Here is an 18,539-nt window from a genome sequence, read left to right as displayed (position 1 = left end):
GTATTATGTATATTACTCATCCACTTAACAAAAGGTTCAGCCTTCTGACCAAATTGGCCGCAATTAACCAATAATCTAGCTAGCTCATTGATACGCCTAAAAACTGCATTCCCGATCCCCGATCCTCAACCACCGATCCCCACTAAAACGTTTGACGCATGATGTCATGCGTGCTAAACTCGGCATATCCTCTTTTGTAATACAATAGACCCACACCGTGTTCAACCAGTTCGATGAGGAACGCCCATGCACGAAATTTTATTTAACAGCCAAGTTATCGCCGTTCGCGAGATTTACTGGAACTTACCGCATGCGGTTGAGTATGTGTTGTACTTGTTTGCCATCGCTGCCATTGGCACGATGTTCTACAAGATGTATCAAGACATTCTGTTGTGGCGCCGCGGCCATGCAACAGTGCGCTCGACCAATTTTGCCAGTCGCTTGTGGTCAACGACAACCGAGGTTTTTGGGCAGAAGCGCGTCTTACGCGATCGCACGCCAGGCATTATGCACACCTTTATCTTCTACGGCTTTTTGGCGCTGTTTATCGGCACCGATATTATTGCCGCTGAAGCCGACTTCACCATTCCGATTGCTGGTGAAGAGCAAGGCAAGATTTTAACTGGTGGCTTTTATCAGTATTACGAGCTGATTCTTGATGTTATGGGTGTGGTCTTTTTCGCTGGTTTGCTCTGGGCGTTGTGGCGCCGCTATAAAACCAAACCAACCCGCTTGGATAATCGCGGTACCGATGCATGGGTGCTTTGGTCGATGATTTTCATTGTGGTTGGTGGCTACTTGATTGAAATTTTGCGCTTGGCCAACCAAACCATGACCGTTGGCGAGGGTGCAAACGCCGTTACCGCAATTGTTTACGAGCAAGGTTGGGCCAAATGGGCGATCTTCGGCTATCCTGGCGCATCAGTTGCCCGCGCTATCGGACTTGGGGTCGAACGCGCTGCCGATGGCACGATCATTCATAGCCAAGTTGCCTTGTGGATTCACCGCGTGCTCTGGCTGAGCCATATGGCGGTAGTCTTTGCCTTCGTTGGCTCGATTCCCTTTACCAAATTCCGCCACATTTTCTATACTCCGCTCAACACCTTGTTCCGTGATCGCGACCCCAAAGGTGCGCTCGACCGCATTCCAAATATGGAAGAGGAACTGGAAAAAGATGAGCCAAAATTGGGCGTTACCAGCCTCAGCGATTTCTCATGGAAGCGCCGCATGGACTTCGATGCCTGTATGCGTTGTGGCCGCTGCCAAGATAATTGTCCGGCCTTTGCCTCTGGCTCTGATCTTTCGCCCAAATGGCTGATTACCAAGATGAGCGATTTGATGCACGGCGGCCCTGTGCTCAAGCGCGATGGCACCGTGATGATGCTCCAGCCTGCTGGCGCAACCGCTGCCCCAACAACCGTCAGCAACGGGGCAAAAATCGAATTGCTCGAAGGCACCCCCGAAACCTTGCATTTATATGAGCAAGGCATCGTTACCGAAAACGAGTTATGGGCTTGTACCACCTGCCGCGCGTGTATGACCGAGTGTCCTGCGACGATTGAACATGTCGATGACATTATCGATTTCCGCCGCAACTTGACCATGGTGATGGGCGAAATTCCATCAGGGGTCAAGACGGTGTTGCAAGGCATCGAGCGCAACGGCAACCCATGGAAGTTGCCACAACGCCAGCGTACCGCCTGGGCCGATGGCCTCGACGTGCCAACCTTGGCCGAAAAAGAAGAAGCCGAGGTGCTGTATTGGGTCGGTTGTGCGCCATCGTATGATGATCGCTCGAAGAAAACCGCCCGTGCAATGGTGCAGTTGATGCAAAAAGCAGGCGTTGATTTTGCCATCCTTGGCGACGAAGAAACTTGTACTGGCGACCCAGCCCGCCGCATGGGCGAGGAATTGTTGTACGAACAACAAGCCAATACCAACATCGAAACCATGGGCCAATACAAATTCAAGAAGATCGTCACAACCTGCGCCCACTGCTACAACACCGTCAAAAATGAGTATCCTCAATTTGGCGGCAAAGCTGGCGTGGATTACGAAGTGGTGCACCATACCGAATTCTTGAACGATTTGGTCGAAGCTGGCAAGCTCAATCCAACTGTGCCAGTCAACGAAAAAGTCGTCTATCACGACCCATGTTACATTGGCCGCTACAACGATATTTACGAAGAGCCACGCAATGTGCTTAGCAGCATTCCTGGCTTGGAGTTGGTCGAAGCTGGGCCACGTAATCGTGAAAAAGCTATGTGCTGTGGTGGTGGCGGCGGTAACGCTTGGCTCGAAGGGTGGGGCGATAAACATGTCAATGTGATTCGGCTTGAACAATTGCAAACCGAAAAGCCAGATACCGTTGCAATGGGCTGTCCATTCTGTATGGTGATGTTCGAGGATGCTGCCAAGAACACCAACCAATCAGAAACCCTTGGCCGCAAAGACGTAGCCGAAATTCTCTTGCAATCGGTGGGCGAGCAACCACCAACTGCCTAAATGTCGCTAACATAACCAAAAACCCCCGCCAGCGTAACAATGGCGGGGGTTTTGTTTACTCTTGAAACATCAAATAGTTAGTTGGATCTAATTTGGCTTCGATTAATAAGGCTTTAGCTTGTTCAAAATCTGCTTCTTTAAACAGTGAACTCGCCCAATAGACAACCTCGCGATCAGCATCATCGGTAATTGCCCAAATTGCAATTTGTTTGGCCGTAAATTGATCGTGCGGTTTTTGCGCAAACAGATCGATCAGCGTTTTCAAATCTGCTTCAGCAAAGCCATCAAGCCGAAATGTATCGCTGATTGTTGGCGAATTGGTATAGGCCTCAATACTATAGGCCTCGATCAAGCCATAGCTCGGCTGATCCTTGTGGGCAGTTAGTGGCTCTTCAAGCTGCGGATCGATTGCATCGAGGGCGCTAAGCATACCTTGATAGCGCACCAAGACAAAATCCTCATCTGATTGTTCGTTCTTAACGATTAATCCGCTAGGAATTGCCAACTCAACCGAATCGGGTGCTTTGCCATAAATTGTGGCGATCATGACATCGCCAAATGTCCCAACATTCGTCAATTCAACATCAACCAAACCTTGATCAAGTGCTTGATTTAATGGTTTAGGGTTATTAGTAAAGGAACATCCGCCAAGCAACGTTGTTACAAACAGCAACTGTGCTAATCGATATTTAATCCCACTAATCATAAAAAAATCCTTAGCTATTATTCGTCAAACAGCAAATAATCTTCTGCATTCAAGCCCGAATCGATCATTAATTCTTCTGCTATTGTAAAATGCTCAGAACGAATATTTGAATAATATTCTAAGACCTCTTCCTGAGTGGGATTATAGGTGATAGCCCAAATTGCTAACTGTTTTGCAGTATCATTGCCATCTTTTTGCGCGGCTAAAAAATCAACAAATTGTTTCAAATCGCCTTCTGCCATCCCATTGATCACAAATTGATCATGAGCTTGAATATAATCTCGGTCAAAGTTTATGCTATAAACTTCTAAAACAAAATGGACAGTTTGTTTCTTTTCAGCGTTTAGAAATTGTTCTTCAACGGCTCTATATTTCGCTGCATCAATTGATTGTGTTTTCCCTTTATAGCGAACCGCTACCAAATCTTGACGCTTATTACGATTACTTAATAAGATACCGTGCGGAATTGTTACATTGGTTGGTTTATTAACTTTTCCGCGCATAGTAACGATCATTGAATCGCCAGTGAATCCTTTAGCAAGAAAGCGCACGTCAATTCGTTCTTGGGCAATCGTTTCTTGCAGCGTAAGTTTTTCGTAGCTAAGCATACAACCGGTAAGCAGCAAACAGAGGCTCAAACCAAGCCAACTTTTAGTGAGTTTTTGCATAGTGATCTTCTCTCAATGTGGTGGTTTTGCTTATTGTTCAAACATGAGATAATCGGCAGGATCTAATTTTGCAGCGAGCAAAAATGTGCGGGCCTGAGCCAAATCATGCTCACTAAATTCGATAATCTCTGAAGTAGTATCATAATCAGGGTTATCGGTCAAAGCCCAAATTGCCAATTGTTTGCCCACAAATTCTTCGCTGCTTTGCAGGGCCAAATGGTCAACGAGGCGTTGCAATTCTGGGTCAACAAAGCCATCAAACGCATACGCATCAGCTTCAGCGCCTGGCTCTGCATACAATTCAAGGCTGTAGGCTTCAATAACGCCGTAACGAGCGGTGGCTTGTTTGGTAATCAGCGGCAAGTTTGATTGAATAACGTCAGCCTCGAGGCTTTCCACCAGACCTTCATAACGAATCAAGACCATATCTTCGTGATAATCGGTTTGATTATCCAAAATTTGGCCAGCAGGAATGGTGATTTGAATCGAGCGCTCAGTTTTGCCAGTGACGATCATTGTCAGCACGCCACCAGCAGTCCCAGCGGTTTTAAATTCTAAATCGATTAAGCCTTGATCAGAGGCTTCTTGAATTGACAATGGTTCGGCCTTTAGCGAACAGCCAGTAAGCACGATCAATAATAGCCCAAGCCCAATGGTGCGTAGCAGATCCATATTCAACTTCCCTCAACTGTAGATTAAATGCAGCATACGCGAGCTGTTGAGCCGCGCCTAGCGACCAAAGACCGATCTTCTAAAGTTCGCGCAGGCCAATATCGTTGCGATAGGTTGATGATCCAATTCGCAGGCGTTTGAGATTGCGATAGGCTTTTGCATGCGCCTCAGCCAACGTAGCCGCTTGCGCCGTCACAGTCACAATTCGGCCAGCCTGTGAAGCGAGGTGATTGCTACCCATTGAACGAACTAAAATTGCATCGCTGAGCGCACTACTGACCCCGCTAAATAAGCTGCGCTTTTCGGGCATATGCATTTCTTCGGAAACATAGCGCAAGCCATTGGGATTAGAGGTCTCATTTTGAAACGCCACAACCCCAGGCTCCAGCTCGGCGATGCCATCGATTGCCATGCCAGTGCTAAAACTATGCGGATAGCCAGTTGCCACCATGGTCACGCCTACGCTGGCTTCTGCTCGCCAACGCAGAGCTGGCACATTGAGCAAGCTGCGATTGTTGGCCGCAACCAGTAGCGGAAATAAATCATCTTCGAGCAAAGGCAAGATCACCTGGGCCTCAGGATCGCTGAGCGTTGTGCGAATGCGCAAGACTTGCGGCCCGCGCGCAGTAATTGCACAATCAACGCCCAGAATGCCCCACCACGGCAGTTTATCACGCAGCAGGGCCGCCCGAATTGGCTCCAAAATGGTTGCACTCAGATAATCGCCTATTTGCTTGAGAAGACCGCTTGGGGTGGTATGCGCGCCCATGCCTTCAGCAGCCCAGCCTTGATCGTTATCCTCAAGCCGATCGTACATTCGCACAGCTTGCATTGGAATCAAGGTTGTGCCATCGGTAAGGGCTGAAAGCGCGACGGTTGGGCCAAGTGCAGGTTGCTCAATCACCACGCCGCGATAATGACCTGGGCGTGGCGGTAAGGCAAAAATCCCAGCCAAGGCAGCCAGTGCTTCAGCGCGATCAGTATATGCGCCATCGTATTCTGAAGGATAATCGCCCCAGAGCATAATTGGCAGTGGCTGCGAGGCAACGTAACGCTCAGCAGTTGCCAAATCACCCAAAGCGCGACCAGTTGAGGTTGGAATTTGGTGCCGATTGAGAAATTCTTTGAGCCACAAACGCGAGCGTTCAAGCACTGCCGCTTGTTTGGGCGGCCCACAGACCGGAATTTTATACATGAGCGCAGCATCGGCCAAGCCATTGCTCAGATAACTGCCCTCTGCTGGCACAATCACCTGAAAATGCTCATCGTAGGCCCACTTCGCTAGCTCGGCCATGCTTTCAAATGGCTCTGCATTTGGCACAAGCAAACTTGTGCCACCATTGCCAGGCACGGTGGCTAAGCTATCAATTCGCTGGCTATTAAACAACTTCCAAACGTAGGCATGGGCTGCGCCATTGTTGCCAAGCACAAGTACTTTCATAAGCATTAGTTACTAATAGAATCGCCAAATCAATGTTGATTCAGCGATTCTTAAAGAGTTGAAAAACCCATGGCGTAGCGATTAAACCCCGCCATGGGTTCGCGTATTTAGGCGACCAAACCCTCGCGAGCAGCAAACACATGATAATCAATCGTTGGGAATGGATTATCAAGGTCGTTGAAGCTGGCGGTTAGTTCGCGCATCAAGCCAAGGTCATTGGCCTCGATTGCATCAGCCAACTGGCTAAACCGCTCGACATGCTCATTAAAGCGCTTGGTGGCATAATCTTGGGCTTGACCTGTCGTTACCAAGAAGGGCCAATCGCTCGATTGCAACAGCAGCAATTCGCGGGCTGTTTGGGCCAAAGCCTCAGCCAAATCGCCATCAGTTTGGGGATAGGCTGCGACTAAACCCTCCATGCGTTTTTCTGCCCCATGAATAATTGGCCACATCCACTCGGTTTCAGGGTTGAGCCAGGTTTGGTGCGTGCCATTCGAACCCCACGAGCTTTCGGGCAGGTTCAACGATTCACGCGGTGGATTATTGGCAATATATTCTGAAGCCGTCGTCAGGTCAATATCGGGATTGGCAGCCAAGCGCCGGAGCACTTCGCGCATCCAATCGACCCCTTCAAACCACCAGTGGCCGAACAATTCGGTGTCGTAGTTTGATGAAATCAGGCCATAGCGCCCAGTTTGGCCGCGATATTCGCTGATGACTTGATGCACCAAATTGGTGAAGTGATCGGCGTGGGCATGAATTTTGTCGTTAATCCAATCGGGATGATAGTAATCTTTAAAGCCAAGATCGACTTTTGGCCCAGTGATGCGCCAATATTGCATGCCGCTTTCGCTATCTTTACGATGGAACTCGCGATAGTTGGCATCGCCTGGGTAGCCCCATTCTGCCGACCAGACCTGCAAGCCAGTTTTGTGGTGGCGGCCAATTGCGGCAACTTTATCGCTCAAGCCAACCAAATAGGGCTGAAGCGTGCTATTGCCAGTTGGCGGAACTTCGCGGGTAACTGGCACAACATATTTGCGCAGCGTATCGCCATAGGGGCCAAGAATCTTGCCTTCGGCTTTATCCAAGGGTGCACCACCTTCGATGGTGGTTGTTTCGACAAAGAAACACTCGATGCCTTGGGCTTCGAGAAATTCTTCGACCCCTGGTTTACGCTCGGTTTCGCTGCGATCTTCTGGGTAGTAGGCTGGGCGATAGGCGCACTCTGGCAGCCAAATTGCTTTGGGCTTGCGGCCATAGTGCCGTTCGTAGCTTTGCACTGCCACCGCAATTTGGGCATAAATCGTTGAATCGCGGCTCACCAACGGCAAGTAGCCATGGGTTGCGCCACAAGTGATAATTTCGATATAGCCAGCATCCTGCAATTGGCGGAAAGCTCCGATAATATCGCGGTTATAGCGTTCGATAAACGAGCGCTTGATCATGCTATACCAATCGCGATACCACTGAGCCAAATAAGCTTTGTGGGGATCTGGTTGCTCTAGGGGAGCAGGTTCTTCCAGCTCTGGCTCAACCTCAAGTTCTTCTTCGGCAGCAGCATCAACAACTTCATCAATTTCCGCAACGTCGGCGCTAGCAACAGTGGTGGCGCTCAACAAGCCTGCATGGAGCGGGGCTGGCGAATCACCAGCAGTTGAAGAAAGCAGGGCATCGTTTTTGGTAATTAAGCTTTCAAGCTCTTCACTCGAAAGCAGTGGTGTTGGCTCTGGCTCTGGCTCTGCTTCAGCACGTTGGGCGGCTTCCCAAACAGCCTGTACATCAGCCAGCCGATCAATATCAGCTTGAGCTGCAACAATCTTTTCGTCGAGATACTCTTCGAAATTGTGCAAAATCGTTGGGTCGGCCAATTGTTCGGTCAGAATTGGCGTAATCCCAATCGTTAAGCGAGGAGTAACCCCATCGTTGATCAGATCAGTCAGCGCATTGAGCAGTGGAATATACGTCTCGGAAGCGGCCTCGTGAAGCCATTCTTCACCGTGAGGCCAGCGGCCAGCTTTGCGACAATAGGGCAAGTGGCTATGTAAGACAAACGTAAATGCACCTTGTTTTGGCATAGATGCTCCTTCTGAGCGGAACATGCGGGACATGTTGCAGAGGTCGGTTCCCATTATAGCAGGTGTTCGCAAGCCAGAAGTGTGCCGCGAGGCTTGTTTGGAGCGGTTTTGAAGGATAGGCGCGTATTCCACGAGGATGCTCCCTCGGCCACTGAACGCGGGCGAGGGAGCGAGAACATCTTGCGGCCTAGTAGCGCGTGCCAACCGCAGCATCAATTGGCAAGACTGCATCAATTGCGGCCAGCTCGGCGGCGCTAAGTTCAACACTCAAGGCAGCCATGTTTTCTTCGAGGTAGCGGCGACGCTTGGTGCCTGGAATCGGCACAATATCATCGCCTTTGGCCAAGACCCAAGCCAAGGCCAATTGAGCTGGCGTGATGCCTTTTTGGCTGGCCAGTTGCTCAATATGCTTGACCAACGTCAAGTTGTGCTGGAAATTTTCGCCTTGGAAGCGTGGTGAGTAGCGACGATAATCATCGGCGGCAAAATCATCGACGCTGCGAAATTGGCCAGTCAAAAAGCCACGCCCAAGCGGGCTATAGGCCACAAAGCCAATGCCCAACTCGCGCGTTGTCGCCAAAATTTCAATTTCTGGCTCGCGCGACCAGAGCGAATATTCGGTTTGCAAGGCGCTAATGGGGTGAACTTGATGCGCGCGCCGAATTGTTGGGGCATCGGCTTCGGATAGACCGAGGTAGCGCACTTTGCCAGCCTGCACCAACTCGGCCATTGCCCCAACTGTTTCCTCAATTGGCACATTCGCATCAACCCGATGCTGATAATACAGATCGATATGATCAACGCCTAAGCGTTGCAGCGAGGCATCGCAGGCAGCTTTAACGTATTCAGGGCGGCCATTGATTGAGCGTTGATTATTGGGGCCGCGTTGAATGCCAAATTTGGTTGCGAGCATAACCTGATCGCGGCGGCCTTTGAACGCTTTGCCAACCAATTGCTCATTGGTAAAAGGCCCATACATATCGGCGGTATCGAAGAAATTGACGCCTAATTCCAAGGCCCGATCGATGGTTGCCAGCGATTCGGCCTCATCGGTTGGGCCATAAAACTCCGACATGCCCATACAGCCTAAGCCAATTGGATTAACTGTCAGCCCTTGGCTGCCTAATGACCGTTGTTTCATTCCTGCCTCCAGCAATGGATCATAAACCAATGTAGGCAGTCTACACCTTTGAGTGCACTCAAAGTCAAGTGGCGGAATGTGCTCAAACCTAGCCAGCTACCTCAGCTTGTCAGTAACGCCTGAGCATGGTATACTTTTGATGATTCGTTGGCGTTTTATGCCTTTATAATCAGATAAAACGCAGTTAACGAAAGAACGGGATACACCCATGAGGGCAGTATGGCGGTATTTTAGCCTTTTGATGATTGGGATTTTCATTGTTGGTTGTAGCGCAACAAGCTATGATAACACGTTGTTAACCCCAGGGGCTACCGCTAATCCTCTGACCCGCACGCAACTGGTAATTTGGCATGGAGCCGATGCCCAACGCAGTGAACTTTTCACGCGATTGCTGTTAGAATACCAACGTGCACATCCAAACGTTGTAATTCAAATTGTCAATCGTGGGCCAAACCTGCTGCACGATTATCGGGCGGCACTGCTTGAAGGCACACCACCAGACCTAATCTGGCTTAATGAAAATCGTTGGGTAGGCGAGCTAGCAGATCAACAACTGATTATTGATCTGACGGAACGGCTGCGTAAGGTTAACCTTGAGCCAATCGTGCCAGCGGCGCTTGATGGTGCCCGTTATGGCGACAAATTATATGGCTTGCCATTGACGCTTAATCTACCTGTGCTGTACTATAATCGGGCAAACTTTGTAAGCACACCGCCACAAAGCACTGCTGAATGGCTTGAAATCGCTCGCGGGTTTAGCGATGATCAAGGACAGTACGGATTAGCGTATAATTTATCGCTATACTTTACCCAACCCTACCTACCAGCCTTCGGAGGCACAATCTTCGATGAAACTGGTGCGGTGGTTCTGGGGACTCAAAGCTATACCCCAACATTACAGTGGCTAACCTGGGTCGACGCATTAGCCCAAGATCCAAGCTTGTTAGCCCGTGATGATCATCGACTGATAGCTCGCAGTGTGAGCCAAAACAGTGCGATTATGACGATTGACTGGGCCGATCAAATCAGCACCTATCGTCAATTGTGGGGGGAGAACGTTGGCGTGCAACCATTGCCACGCCTGAGCCAAACCGGCCAAGAACCGCAACCCTTTGTTCGGAGCAGTGTGCTTGTGATCAGCCCACGCAGCACCGAGCAACAGCAAAACGCCGCGCTTGACGTGATGCGGTTTCTTGTGGAGATGAAAGCGCAAACGGCTTTTCAAGCCGCTGATATACCAAGTGTGCGTAACGACTTAGCCAGTAGCGACCCACTCTACCCACAACTTCAGCTGGCAGTTAGTCGGGCGAGCGCTTGGCCCACCACCCTCCGCTTCAACAACGGATGGGACATCCTGATCGCTTTGGTGCGTAATAGCTTAAATGGCGCACCCTTGGAAGAAAGTATCGCGAACGCCGATCGCCTGCTACGGAGCGAGTAGCCAACCCAGCATATTACAGCGAACCGCTTGACAAGCAAGGGCTAAATTAGCCCGTTATAGTGGGATCTGTAGTTGATATTTGGCAAAAGATGTAGTAGAATGGCGCAGACGGCCAACCCGCTGAAGGCTGATCGTTCCAAGCAAGTCATTCATTATAGATTCCACGCCGGCCTACGGCCTAAGGAGGAGTTGCATGGCAACCAGAACCGAAGAGATGGTGCGGCATCTCAAGGCACTGCAGATGAATACGCCTGACATCGAAGCCTCGGCGGTCGTCAGCGTTGATGGTCTCATCATGGCCTCGAATCTTCCGAACGATGTGGAAGAAGATCGTGTGTCTGCTATGAGTGCCGCGATGTTGTCTCTGGGCGAACGAATCGCTGGCGAGCTTCGGCGTGGCGCACTTAACCTCGTCTTCGTACAAGGTGAAGAAGGCTACGTTATTCTGATTTCAATCGGTGAAGATGCAGTGCTAACCGCCTTGGCGCAAAGCCGGGCAAAGCTTGGCCTGATCTTCTTAGACATGAAGCGTACCGCTAACGAGTTGGCCCATTTCGTATAAGGCTGCCGACCTCCGAACGACCGTTCGCGGGCCAGAATCGGTTCTGGCCCCCTTTTTTTGCTCTTGGGTAACGCTAGTGTGCCATATCCAGATGGCCTGCTGGCGCTTTTTTTATTTTAGCCACCTGTCGCTCTGTTACAATTGTGCAATAATTGGCCATGAGGCTTGTCTGGCTAGGCCAGTTTATGCTAGGCTAGAAGAGCATAGAAAAGGATGAAGGATGAATTATGAGGGATGAAGGCAAAGGGCAACTATTAACGCAGAGGCACAGAGAAAGAAAGGATGAAGGATGAATTATGAGGGATGAATAGTGAGCATTCGTGCTCTTCGCGTCCTTCGCGGTTTTCGTTCTTCGCGCTCTTTGTGTTCTTCATGTTCTTTGCGGTTTCCGTCCTTCGTGCTCTTCGTGTCCTTCGTGGATCAAAACGTACCCCAGTTATAAAAGGTAGATTGGCATGTTTGCAGCATTCGATCAGCATCGACGACGTGAGCTTGGTTTGATTTTTGGCGGCACGCTGCTTGGCGTTGGCTTAGGCGCGATTGCCGCGTTTGTGCCAGGCTTTTTGGTAGTCGCAGGCGTGCTGGGCTTGCTGGTCGGCGCATGGTTTGCCCGTTCAGTGCATTCGATTCTGACGGCCACTGTTTTGGTTGCCACGCTTTTGCCCTTTGGTACCTTGCCCTTCAAAGTTGGCCTAACTCCAGCCTTGCTTGAGCTAGGTTTATTGGCGCTCTATGCAATGCTGGTCGTGCGCAATTTAGTTGATCCCGAACGTAGCTGGCGCTGGGGTAGCCTCGCCCCATGGGTTATTCTGCTCCTTGGAAGCTCGTTTTTCTCGTTTATCATTGGCTCGAATGCTGCGCCCGATAGCCTGCTGCTGCATAATTATTTCAAATTGCTGCTCGGCATTTGTTTGTTCTGGGGGGTGCAAAATGCCCTCGATTCATTAGAACAAGCTCGTTGGTGGCTGCGCTTGCTAATTCTGACTGGTTGGGCGGCGGCACTGCTCGGGATTGGCCTGCGCTTCGCCCCCGATGGCCTAGCACTGCGCTTTTTGACCGCGCTCGCACCAATTGGCTATCCTGCAAGTGGCCGCGTTTTGCGCTATGTCGAAGACGATCCGAATGGGTTTGAGCGCGCGATTAGCACCTCGATTGACCCTAACGGTTTTGGCGGCATGATGGCCTTGCTGGGGGCGATTGCCTTGGGCCAAGCTTTGGCTCAGCGCCCTGTTTTGGGTCGCAAATGGTTATGGCTCATCACCGCAAGCTTTGCTTTGGCAGTCTTTTTGACCTCGTCACGAGCAGCACTCGGCGGTTTTGCCATTGCTGGGCTGTTTCTGGCAACTGTGCGCTATCGCCAATTATGGTGGCTGATTGGCGCTGGCGGCATCGCTGGGGCAATCGCGATTTTGGGCTTGGGTAAAGGCGGTGATTTTGTCGAGCGAATTGTTGAAGGCATTCAATTCAAAGATCAAGCCAACCAAATGCGCTTGGCCGAGTTTCGCAATGCAATCGCGATTATGCGTGAGTATCCGGTGTTTGGGGTGGGCTTTGGCCGTGCCCCGAATATCGACCTGACGACTGGCGTGAGCAGCGTGTATTTGGCGCTTGGCTCGCGCATGGGCTTGGTTGGTTTAGGCTTATACATTTTGACCGCAATCGCCTTTATGGTGCTCACAACCCAAGCTATCCGCCGCAGCGAGCGCTCGGTTGGCGATGCAATTATTGGCTTGCAGGCAGCAATTTTGGCAGCCCTCGCAGTTGGCGTGCTCGATCACTATTTCTTCAATATCGAGTTTCCACATATGGGCACGCTGTTTTGGGGTGTGGTAGGCTTGGCAATGGTCTTTATGCGCGAGGCAAAAGCTGATCCGGCATTTGATCGTTAATATAAAGCAGCAAGAATCAATGATTTGCTTTTTGGCTTGCGCTTGAATCACACTATATACAGAGATCGCCACCCTTCCGTCCCTCCCCAGGCGGGAAACGCCGGGGGTTTTCAGCCCCCAGCACCCCCAAATATTTATTTTGTGGATTGTTGTATTTCCTCAGACCCAAAGCTTGCCCTCATCATAGCCAAACTATCACCTTTCCGCGTTCGTTGACAAGCAAAACGCACGATTAAAAAGCCCCTCTCCCACCTTGAGTATGGGAGAGGGGTTGTTATGCTGCTATTTCAACCTTCGTGTTGCGTCCTTCATGGTTACAGTTTCCGATCTCCGATCCCCAATCCCCAACTTATCGATCAAAATCTGGATTGTAAATATGTTCAGTCGTATTGCTCCACTGCTGGCCAGTTTCGTTGCTTGAGAAGCTAGCATTATTGATAATTTGGGTATAGGTTCCGCGAATTGATTCTTTGACGATCACTTGGAAGGTCACATTAATCCGTTGATTTGGTTGCAAGAGCGGAATTTGCCAGCCAATCGGGCCAGAGCCATTGGGGCTTGGCTGAATTTGTGGCGCTGGCCAACTTAGTCCATTAAAACTCGTCGCAGCTGAGAAGGGATCGACGATTTGAACATTGCTCAAGGGCATGTTGCCAGTATTTTGGATGGCGAGGGTATACGAAATTGTATCACCAGGCCGCACAAAACCATCAAAATTATTCAGCTGATCGCCACGATTAACATCCCAAATAACCAATGAATTCAACACAATTCGCGCCCGATAGACTGGCACTGGCGTAGGTGTTGGTGATGGCGTAGGCGTTGGCAGCGGCGCGCTCGCGACCTTAAATTGAATTGTTTTGCTATCGCAGCGGATACCTTGGTTGGCAATATACGAGGCTTTAAGCGTGTAATCGCCAGCAGGCACCGTGCTTAAATTCCAAGTATTGCCAGTAAACAGATACGGATCGATCTGCTCGATATGGGTTTTGGTCATGGGGCCAGTCAGGCGAAATTCAATTTGCCATGGTGGAGCGCCAGTGATTTTCATGCCGATTCTGGCTGAATGTTGTAAGACTGCGTTTTGGCTCACGCCAACCCAACCAAGCAAATGGCCCGAATCGCAGTTGCGCAAACAATAATTGGTGCCGCCATAATGATTGGCCGCCAACAAACGCTCTTGGTAACGCTGGTTCATCAAGTTTGGCAAAACTGGGCCGAAGAAGGCGCTCATTTGGCCAGCACATGTGGTTAAAGTTTGGCGATACGTGCGTTGGGTATTGGGGGGCAATTGATCGCTTTGCGAGGCAAATAGCACCTGATGATCGGTAACGGCATCGAATTTTTGATACACAGCCGTGCCAACTTCATAGGTACAAACACTCGAACGATTAATAATAACAACTTCGTTGTCGGCGCTGAACCAAGCACCAAGATCGCCCAAGCCAGGGCAATCGGGGGGCGAACCTTCGCTATCCTGAGCGAAGCTAGCGTGCGGTTGACGAGCCATGAGCGCAAATAAACCAGCGATCATGAACGTCAATAGAGCAGGAATGCAGAGCGAACGTAGCCGCATGCTCCATTGCATAAAACACCATCCTGCGATGATTGGTTGGTATGTCGGTAGAACTATTATGACTCAGGCCTTAAGTCATGTCAATGTGTAGCTAGCTATTTAAGCAACTCACAAGCTGATCGAATCACTAGCAAGCATTAATCTGAGCCTAAACTCAATCATGGAATATATCTTGATAAGGCATACCAACCAGCCAAACGCAACCTAACTGGCAACAAGCCAGCAACGAATCCAAAAAGAATACTAGCTAGTATAGCAACACTTAGAGTTGTTGTGCAGTCTTATAAACGAGCGTCAGTCCCGTTCGTTAAGACGACTTCTATCTCACCCCTAGAGGTGAGATTATTGCAGATTGCTTGCCTAGGGTTTTAGCTCATGAGGATAGGATAAACAATTGTTAAGAAAGGAGGAGTTGTTGTCAAATAGATAACGCAAGGCTATAATAGCCAAGGTTTTGCCGTTTGCGATCGACCGATTGTTGGTATATGCCAACGCTACCATAGATAATAAGGGATGCTTGTGAGACGTTTAATTCGAGCTTTGTTGATTGTTGCCACCATTGGCGCACTCGTGGTCGCTTGTGTTGCAACATTGTTTCTGCGTGAGTTAACCACGCCTGCTGGCGATAGCGATGTCGCCAAAAATTTTACGATTGCCCAAAACGAAAGTTTGGCTGTCATTAGCAGCAATCTAGAATCTGAAGGCTTGGTTCGCCGTGCAATTGTCTTCCGCGTTTTTGCCGATATACGCAACGCTGAAACAGAATTGTACCCGGGCACCTACAAAATCAGCCCCAACATGACCATCAATCAAATTTTGGAAATGTTTCGGGTTGCGCCTGAAGTGCGCACCGCTGTGCGCTTTACCGTGCCCGAAGGCTTGCGAATCGAAGAAATTGCCAACGTTATTGAATCGACTGGCGTGGTCAGCGCCGATGATTTCTTGAGCGTTGCACGCAATGGCTCGCAGTTCAAGGCCGACTATAGCTTTTTGGCCAGTTTGCCCGATAGCGCCAGCTTAGAAGGCTATCTCTTCCCCGATACCTATGACATTTTCTCCGATGCTAGTAGCGAAGATATTGTGCGCAAAATGCTCGATACCTTCGCACTTCGCTGGGCCGATTCGCCGTTGAGCAGTGCCACCAGCGGACGCTCTGTCCACGAAGTGGTCACAATGGCTTCAATTATACAGCGCGAAGCAAGCAATAACGAAGAAATGCCACGCATTGCCGCTGCCTTCTGGAATCGCCTAAAGCCAGAGTTTGCAGGCAACCAACTTGGCGCAGATCCAACGGTTCAATATATCTTGGGAGAGCCAGGCAACTGGTGGCCAAAGCTCGACGAACTAACAGTGCAGCAAATTAATAGCGCAGAAGGCCCTTACAATACGCGGGTCAATCCTGGCCTACCACCAGGCCCAATCAGCACGCCTGGCTTGTTTGCTTTGCAAGCAGCCGCAGCGCCAGCAGATGAGGATGTGACCTATTTTGTGACCAAATGTGTGCCTGCTGGCGAACGGCCAACCCACAATTTCACTAATGACTATAGCGAATTTTTGCAATTTCAAGAAGAGTTTTTGGCGTGTCCCAAATAGCTGCCCTTGGCATCATTGGCGATCCGGTCGCTCATAGCCTTTCGCCTGCAATGCACAATGCTGCATTGCAGGCGCTTGCTATTAATCAGCACTATGCACGTTGGCATACACTAGCCGCCGAGTTGCCCGCCCGCGTGCAAAGTCTGCGCACCGCGGGCGTGTTAGGCGCAAATGTAACCTTGCCGCATAAAGTTGCAATCGCGCCCTTGCTTGATCGCACGGTAGCTATCGCCCAAGAGCTTGGAGCTGTCAATACCATCGTGCGCGAAATCGATGGTAGTTTGACTGGCCACAACACCGATGCACCCGCGCTCCAAGCCTCGCTCCAAGCAGCTGGAATCGATTTAGCCAGCCAACGAGCGGTGATTTTGGGAGCTGGTGGCGCAGCACGGGCAGCACTTTGGGCCTTGCGCAACGCTGGTTGCCAGCAGATTAGCCTAATCAACCGCACGCTCAGCAGTGCTCAAGCTTTGGTTTTGCCCCACGAACAAGCGCTAGTAGCCACCGATTCTCACGTTGCTGATTGTTTAGCCAATGCAAGCCTGTTGATCAATGTAACCTCGCTTGGTTGGAAGGATACTGATCCTGCGCCGCTTGATTTAGGCCTACTCCATGCCAAGCTTATGGTGTACGATACAGTCTATCGCCAAACGCCATTGCTTAAAGCGGCGGCGGCCTGTGGCGCAGCCTATTCCGATGGGCTTGATATGTTAGTCCGCCAAGCTGGCTTAGCATTTAGCCTCTGGTTTGATCAGCCTGCACCGCTATCAGTCATGCGTACCGCTGCTTTAGCGGCCCTACAAGGATAATCAGCCTATGTTGTCAGCACTTGTGATTGTAGTTGGGATCGCGATTGGCTTTGGGTTAAACCCGTGGATTACCCAAATCGCCACCGATCCGAAAGCTGCGAACCCTTTGCCAACGCCACGTCACCCATTGCTTGGCGGGCCAACATGGGTTGGGTTACTGATTGCAGCCACGAGTGGGTTGATGGCATGGATTTGTTATCGCGATTATGGGCTTTCGCTGCGGGGCATTTATTGGTATGCAATGAGCTTGGTTTTTATTGTGATTGGCGCCGTCGATTGGAAAGTGCGCCTGATTGATGTGCTGTTGGTGCTGATTGCAACGATTGTCGCATTAATTGGCTCGGCTTTTTTAACCATTAGTTTCAAAGCTTCGCTGATTGGGGCCTTGATTGCAGGGCTTTTGTTTTTGCTCTTTTTTGCTGGTTCAATTCTGCTTTACCCCGATACCGATGCGCCGTTTGGTTTGGGTGATGTATATTTGGCCTTTTTGATGGGCGCAACGGTTGGTTGGGGCCATCTTGGCGCTGTGCTTATGTATGGCATGGGCTTGGCAGGAATCGCCTCACTTGGAATTTTAGTGGTTCGCCAAATTCGAGGCGAAGGCACGCTCTATATCGCCTATGGCACCTATTTATGCCTTGGTGTCTTGTTGTATATGATCAAGTCTGGCCCACTTTAGGCGGCTACGCATGGCCTAGCAAACAACCGCACAGCTGCCGAGATGTGGTACGATCAGCATGAACTTGATTCAACACCAAGGAGGTCGTTATGACCCTATTACAGGTGCCAATCACCGAATTTTTGGATCAGCTTGCAACTAAAGAGCCAGTACCAGGCGGCGGGAGCGTTGCAGCCGTGTCTGGGGCAATGGCCGCAGGCTTGATTTCAATGGTTTGTTCACTGACGCTTGGCAAGAAGAAATACGCCGAGGTCGAGGATGAAATACGGGCCTTGATGGATCGCTCAGAATCGTTGCGTCGCGAGTTGCAAGAGCTGGCCGAGGCTGATGTTGAGGCATTTCGGCGCTTGAGTGTGGCCTATAAATTGCCGCGCGAAACCAGCGCCGATATTGCAATTCGCCGCGATGCAATTCAAGCAGCAACCAGAATTGCCACCGATGTGCCATTGCGCACGGCCCAAGCTGCCGCTGCGATTTTGCCGCTCTGTAGCCCAGCTGCCCAAAAAGGTAATTCGGCTGCGGTCAGCGATGTTGGCGTGGCAGTACTTTTAGCGCAAGCTGCTGTACGTAGCGCCTTGCTCAATGTCGAAATCAACCTGAATTCGCTTGAAGATCAGTTTTATGTGCGCGAAACGCGGGCCGAGGTTGCTAAACTCACCGCTACTCTGCACGACGATACCGAGGCAATAATGGCCTTGGTCAATCAACAACTACAAGCCTAAAAATTGGTTTCCAACGCTGGCGGAGCACAAGCTCCGCTTTTTTATGTAAAGGATGTT

15 protein-coding genes are annotated in these 18,539 nt (G+C 50.3%); 8 read left to right on the top strand and 7 right to left on the bottom strand.

Annotated elements, in window-relative coordinates; all coding sequences use genetic code 11:
• Positions 1 to 246: 246 nt before the first annotated feature.
• Entirely contained in the window at positions 247 to 2,505 is a 2,259-nt protein-coding gene (locus tag SE18_RS16165) for a (Fe-S)-binding protein (protein WP_054535507.1), read from the top strand.
• 55 nt (positions 2,506 to 2,560) lie between these two features.
• On the opposite strand, the gene SE18_RS16160 is transcribed toward SE18_RS16165, so the two are convergent.
• The 6 genes from SE18_RS16160 to SE18_RS16135 form a co-directional block, all read right to left on the bottom strand.
• On the bottom strand, positions 2,561 to 3,211 hold the full coding sequence (locus tag SE18_RS16160; protein WP_054535506.1) for a hypothetical protein: 651 nt from the start codon (positions 3,209 to 3,211) through the stop codon (positions 2,561 to 2,563).
• Positions 3,212 to 3,228: 17 nt separating this feature from the next.
• The gene (locus SE18_RS16155; RefSeq protein ID WP_054535505.1) at positions 3,229 to 3,879 is read right to left on the bottom strand and encodes a hypothetical protein; all 651 of its coding nucleotides are present in this window, start codon (positions 3,877 to 3,879) and stop codon (positions 3,229 to 3,231) included.
• Positions 3,880 to 3,909: 30 nt separating this feature from the next.
• A complete protein-coding gene (locus tag SE18_RS16150) occupies positions 3,910 to 4,551 on the bottom strand; it encodes a hypothetical protein (protein WP_054535504.1) in 642 nt (213 codons plus the stop codon).
• A 79-nt stretch (positions 4,552 to 4,630) separates the two neighbouring features.
• Complete coding sequence (locus tag SE18_RS16145) at positions 4,631 to 5,992, bottom strand: phosphoribosylamine--glycine ligase (RefSeq protein ID WP_160319518.1); 1,362 nt, start codon at positions 5,990 to 5,992, stop codon at positions 4,631 to 4,633.
• Positions 5,993 to 6,099: 107 nt separating this feature from the next.
• On the bottom strand, positions 6,100 to 8,070 hold the full coding sequence (locus SE18_RS16140) for a 1,4-alpha-glucan branching protein domain-containing protein (protein ID WP_054535502.1): 1,971 nt from the start codon (positions 8,068 to 8,070) through the stop codon (positions 6,100 to 6,102).
• Positions 8,071 to 8,257: 187 nt separating this feature from the next.
• Positions 8,258 to 9,211 (bottom strand): aldo/keto reductase, encoded by a 954-nt coding sequence (locus tag SE18_RS16135; RefSeq protein WP_054535501.1) that lies wholly within the window; start codon positions 9,209 to 9,211, stop codon positions 8,258 to 8,260.
• Positions 9,212 to 9,419: 208 nt separating this feature from the next.
• Here SE18_RS16135 and SE18_RS16130 point away from each other — a divergent pair, with 208 nt between their 5' ends.
• The 3 genes from SE18_RS16130 to SE18_RS16120 all read left to right on the top strand — a co-directional run bounded on the left by SE18_RS16130 (position 9,420) and on the right by SE18_RS16120 (position 13,103).
• A complete protein-coding gene (locus tag SE18_RS16130; RefSeq protein ID WP_054535500.1) occupies positions 9,420 to 10,652 on the top strand; it encodes a sugar ABC transporter substrate-binding protein in 1,233 nt (410 codons plus the stop codon).
• Between the two features lie 193 nt (positions 10,653 to 10,845).
• Positions 10,846 to 11,214: a roadblock/LC7 domain-containing protein gene (locus SE18_RS16125; RefSeq protein ID WP_054535499.1), complete on the top strand. Its 369-nt coding sequence runs from the start codon at positions 10,846 to 10,848 to the stop codon at positions 11,212 to 11,214.
• Between the two features lie 455 nt (positions 11,215 to 11,669).
• Positions 11,670 to 13,103: an O-antigen ligase family protein gene (locus SE18_RS16120; protein WP_054535498.1), complete on the top strand. Its 1,434-nt coding sequence runs from the start codon at positions 11,670 to 11,672 to the stop codon at positions 13,101 to 13,103.
• Positions 13,104 to 13,452: 349 nt separating this feature from the next.
• Here the strand turns inward: SE18_RS16120 and SE18_RS16115 are convergent, their stop codons facing one another.
• A complete protein-coding gene (locus SE18_RS16115; protein WP_054535497.1) occupies positions 13,453 to 14,691 on the bottom strand; it encodes a DUF11 domain-containing protein in 1,239 nt (412 codons plus the stop codon).
• A 507-nt stretch (positions 14,692 to 15,198) separates the two neighbouring features.
• Between SE18_RS16115 and mltG the strand changes: the two genes are divergently transcribed.
• The 4 genes from mltG to SE18_RS16095 all read left to right on the top strand — a co-directional run bounded on the left by mltG (position 15,199) and on the right by SE18_RS16095 (position 18,482).
• Positions 15,199 to 16,272 (top strand): endolytic transglycosylase MltG, encoded by a 1,074-nt coding sequence (gene mltG / locus SE18_RS16110; RefSeq protein WP_054535496.1) that lies wholly within the window; start codon positions 15,199 to 15,201, stop codon positions 16,270 to 16,272.
• Positions 16,260 to 17,081, top strand: coding sequence for a shikimate dehydrogenase (aroE, locus tag SE18_RS16105; protein WP_201783507.1), 822 nt, complete (start codon positions 16,260 to 16,262; stop codon positions 17,079 to 17,081). Before mltG ends, aroE begins: the two co-directional genes overlap by 13 nt.
• 7 nt (positions 17,082 to 17,088) lie before the next feature.
• On the top strand, positions 17,089 to 17,760 hold the full coding sequence (locus SE18_RS16100) for an A24 family peptidase (RefSeq protein WP_054535494.1): 672 nt from the start codon (positions 17,089 to 17,091) through the stop codon (positions 17,758 to 17,760).
• Positions 17,761 to 17,849: 89 nt separating this feature from the next.
• Positions 17,850 to 18,482: a cyclodeaminase/cyclohydrolase family protein gene (locus SE18_RS16095; RefSeq protein WP_054535493.1), complete on the top strand. Its 633-nt coding sequence runs from the start codon at positions 17,850 to 17,852 to the stop codon at positions 18,480 to 18,482.
• The last annotated feature ends 57 nt before the right edge of the window (positions 18,483 to 18,539 follow it).

The organism is Herpetosiphon geysericola (assembly GCF_001306135.1).
Taxonomy (GTDB): Bacteria; Chloroflexota; Chloroflexia; order Chloroflexales; family Herpetosiphonaceae; genus Herpetosiphon; species Herpetosiphon geysericola.
The sequence above is the reverse complement of the archived record's forward strand: the minus strand, read 5'-3'. Positions and strand labels throughout refer to the sequence as shown.

Coding starts and splice junctions, on each gene's coding strand:
- SE18_RS16165 (WP_054535507.1), top strand. CDS start 247: ATGCACGAAATTTTATTTAACAGCCAAGTTATCGCCGTTCGCGAGATT.
- SE18_RS16160 (WP_054535506.1), bottom strand. CDS start 3,211: ATGATTAGTGGGATTAAATATCGATTAGCACAGTTGCTGTTTGTAACA.
- SE18_RS16155 (WP_054535505.1), bottom strand. CDS start 3,879: ATGCAAAAACTCACTAAAAGTTGGCTTGGTTTGAGCCTCTGTTTGCTG.
- SE18_RS16150 (WP_054535504.1), bottom strand. CDS start 4,551: ATGGATCTGCTACGCACCATTGGGCTTGGGCTATTATTGATCGTGCTT.
- SE18_RS16145 (WP_160319518.1), bottom strand. CDS start 5,992: ATGAAAGTACTTGTGCTTGGCAACAATGGCGCAGCCCATGCCTACGTT.
- SE18_RS16140 (WP_054535502.1), bottom strand. CDS start 8,070: ATGCCAAAACAAGGTGCATTTACGTTTGTCTTACATAGCCACTTGCCC.
- SE18_RS16135 (WP_054535501.1), bottom strand. CDS start 9,211: ATGAAACAACGGTCATTAGGCAGCCAAGGGCTGACAGTTAATCCAATT.
- SE18_RS16130 (WP_054535500.1), top strand. CDS start 9,420: ATGAGGGCAGTATGGCGGTATTTTAGCCTTTTGATGATTGGGATTTTC.
- SE18_RS16125 (WP_054535499.1), top strand. CDS start 10,846: ATGGCAACCAGAACCGAAGAGATGGTGCGGCATCTCAAGGCACTGCAG.
- SE18_RS16120 (WP_054535498.1), top strand. CDS start 11,670: ATGTTTGCAGCATTCGATCAGCATCGACGACGTGAGCTTGGTTTGATT.
- SE18_RS16115 (WP_054535497.1), bottom strand. CDS start 14,691: ATGCAATGGAGCATGCGGCTACGTTCGCTCTGCATTCCTGCTCTATTG.
- SE18_RS16100 (WP_054535494.1), top strand. CDS start 17,089: ATGTTGTCAGCACTTGTGATTGTAGTTGGGATCGCGATTGGCTTTGGG.
- SE18_RS16095 (WP_054535493.1), top strand. CDS start 17,850: ATGACCCTATTACAGGTGCCAATCACCGAATTTTTGGATCAGCTTGCA.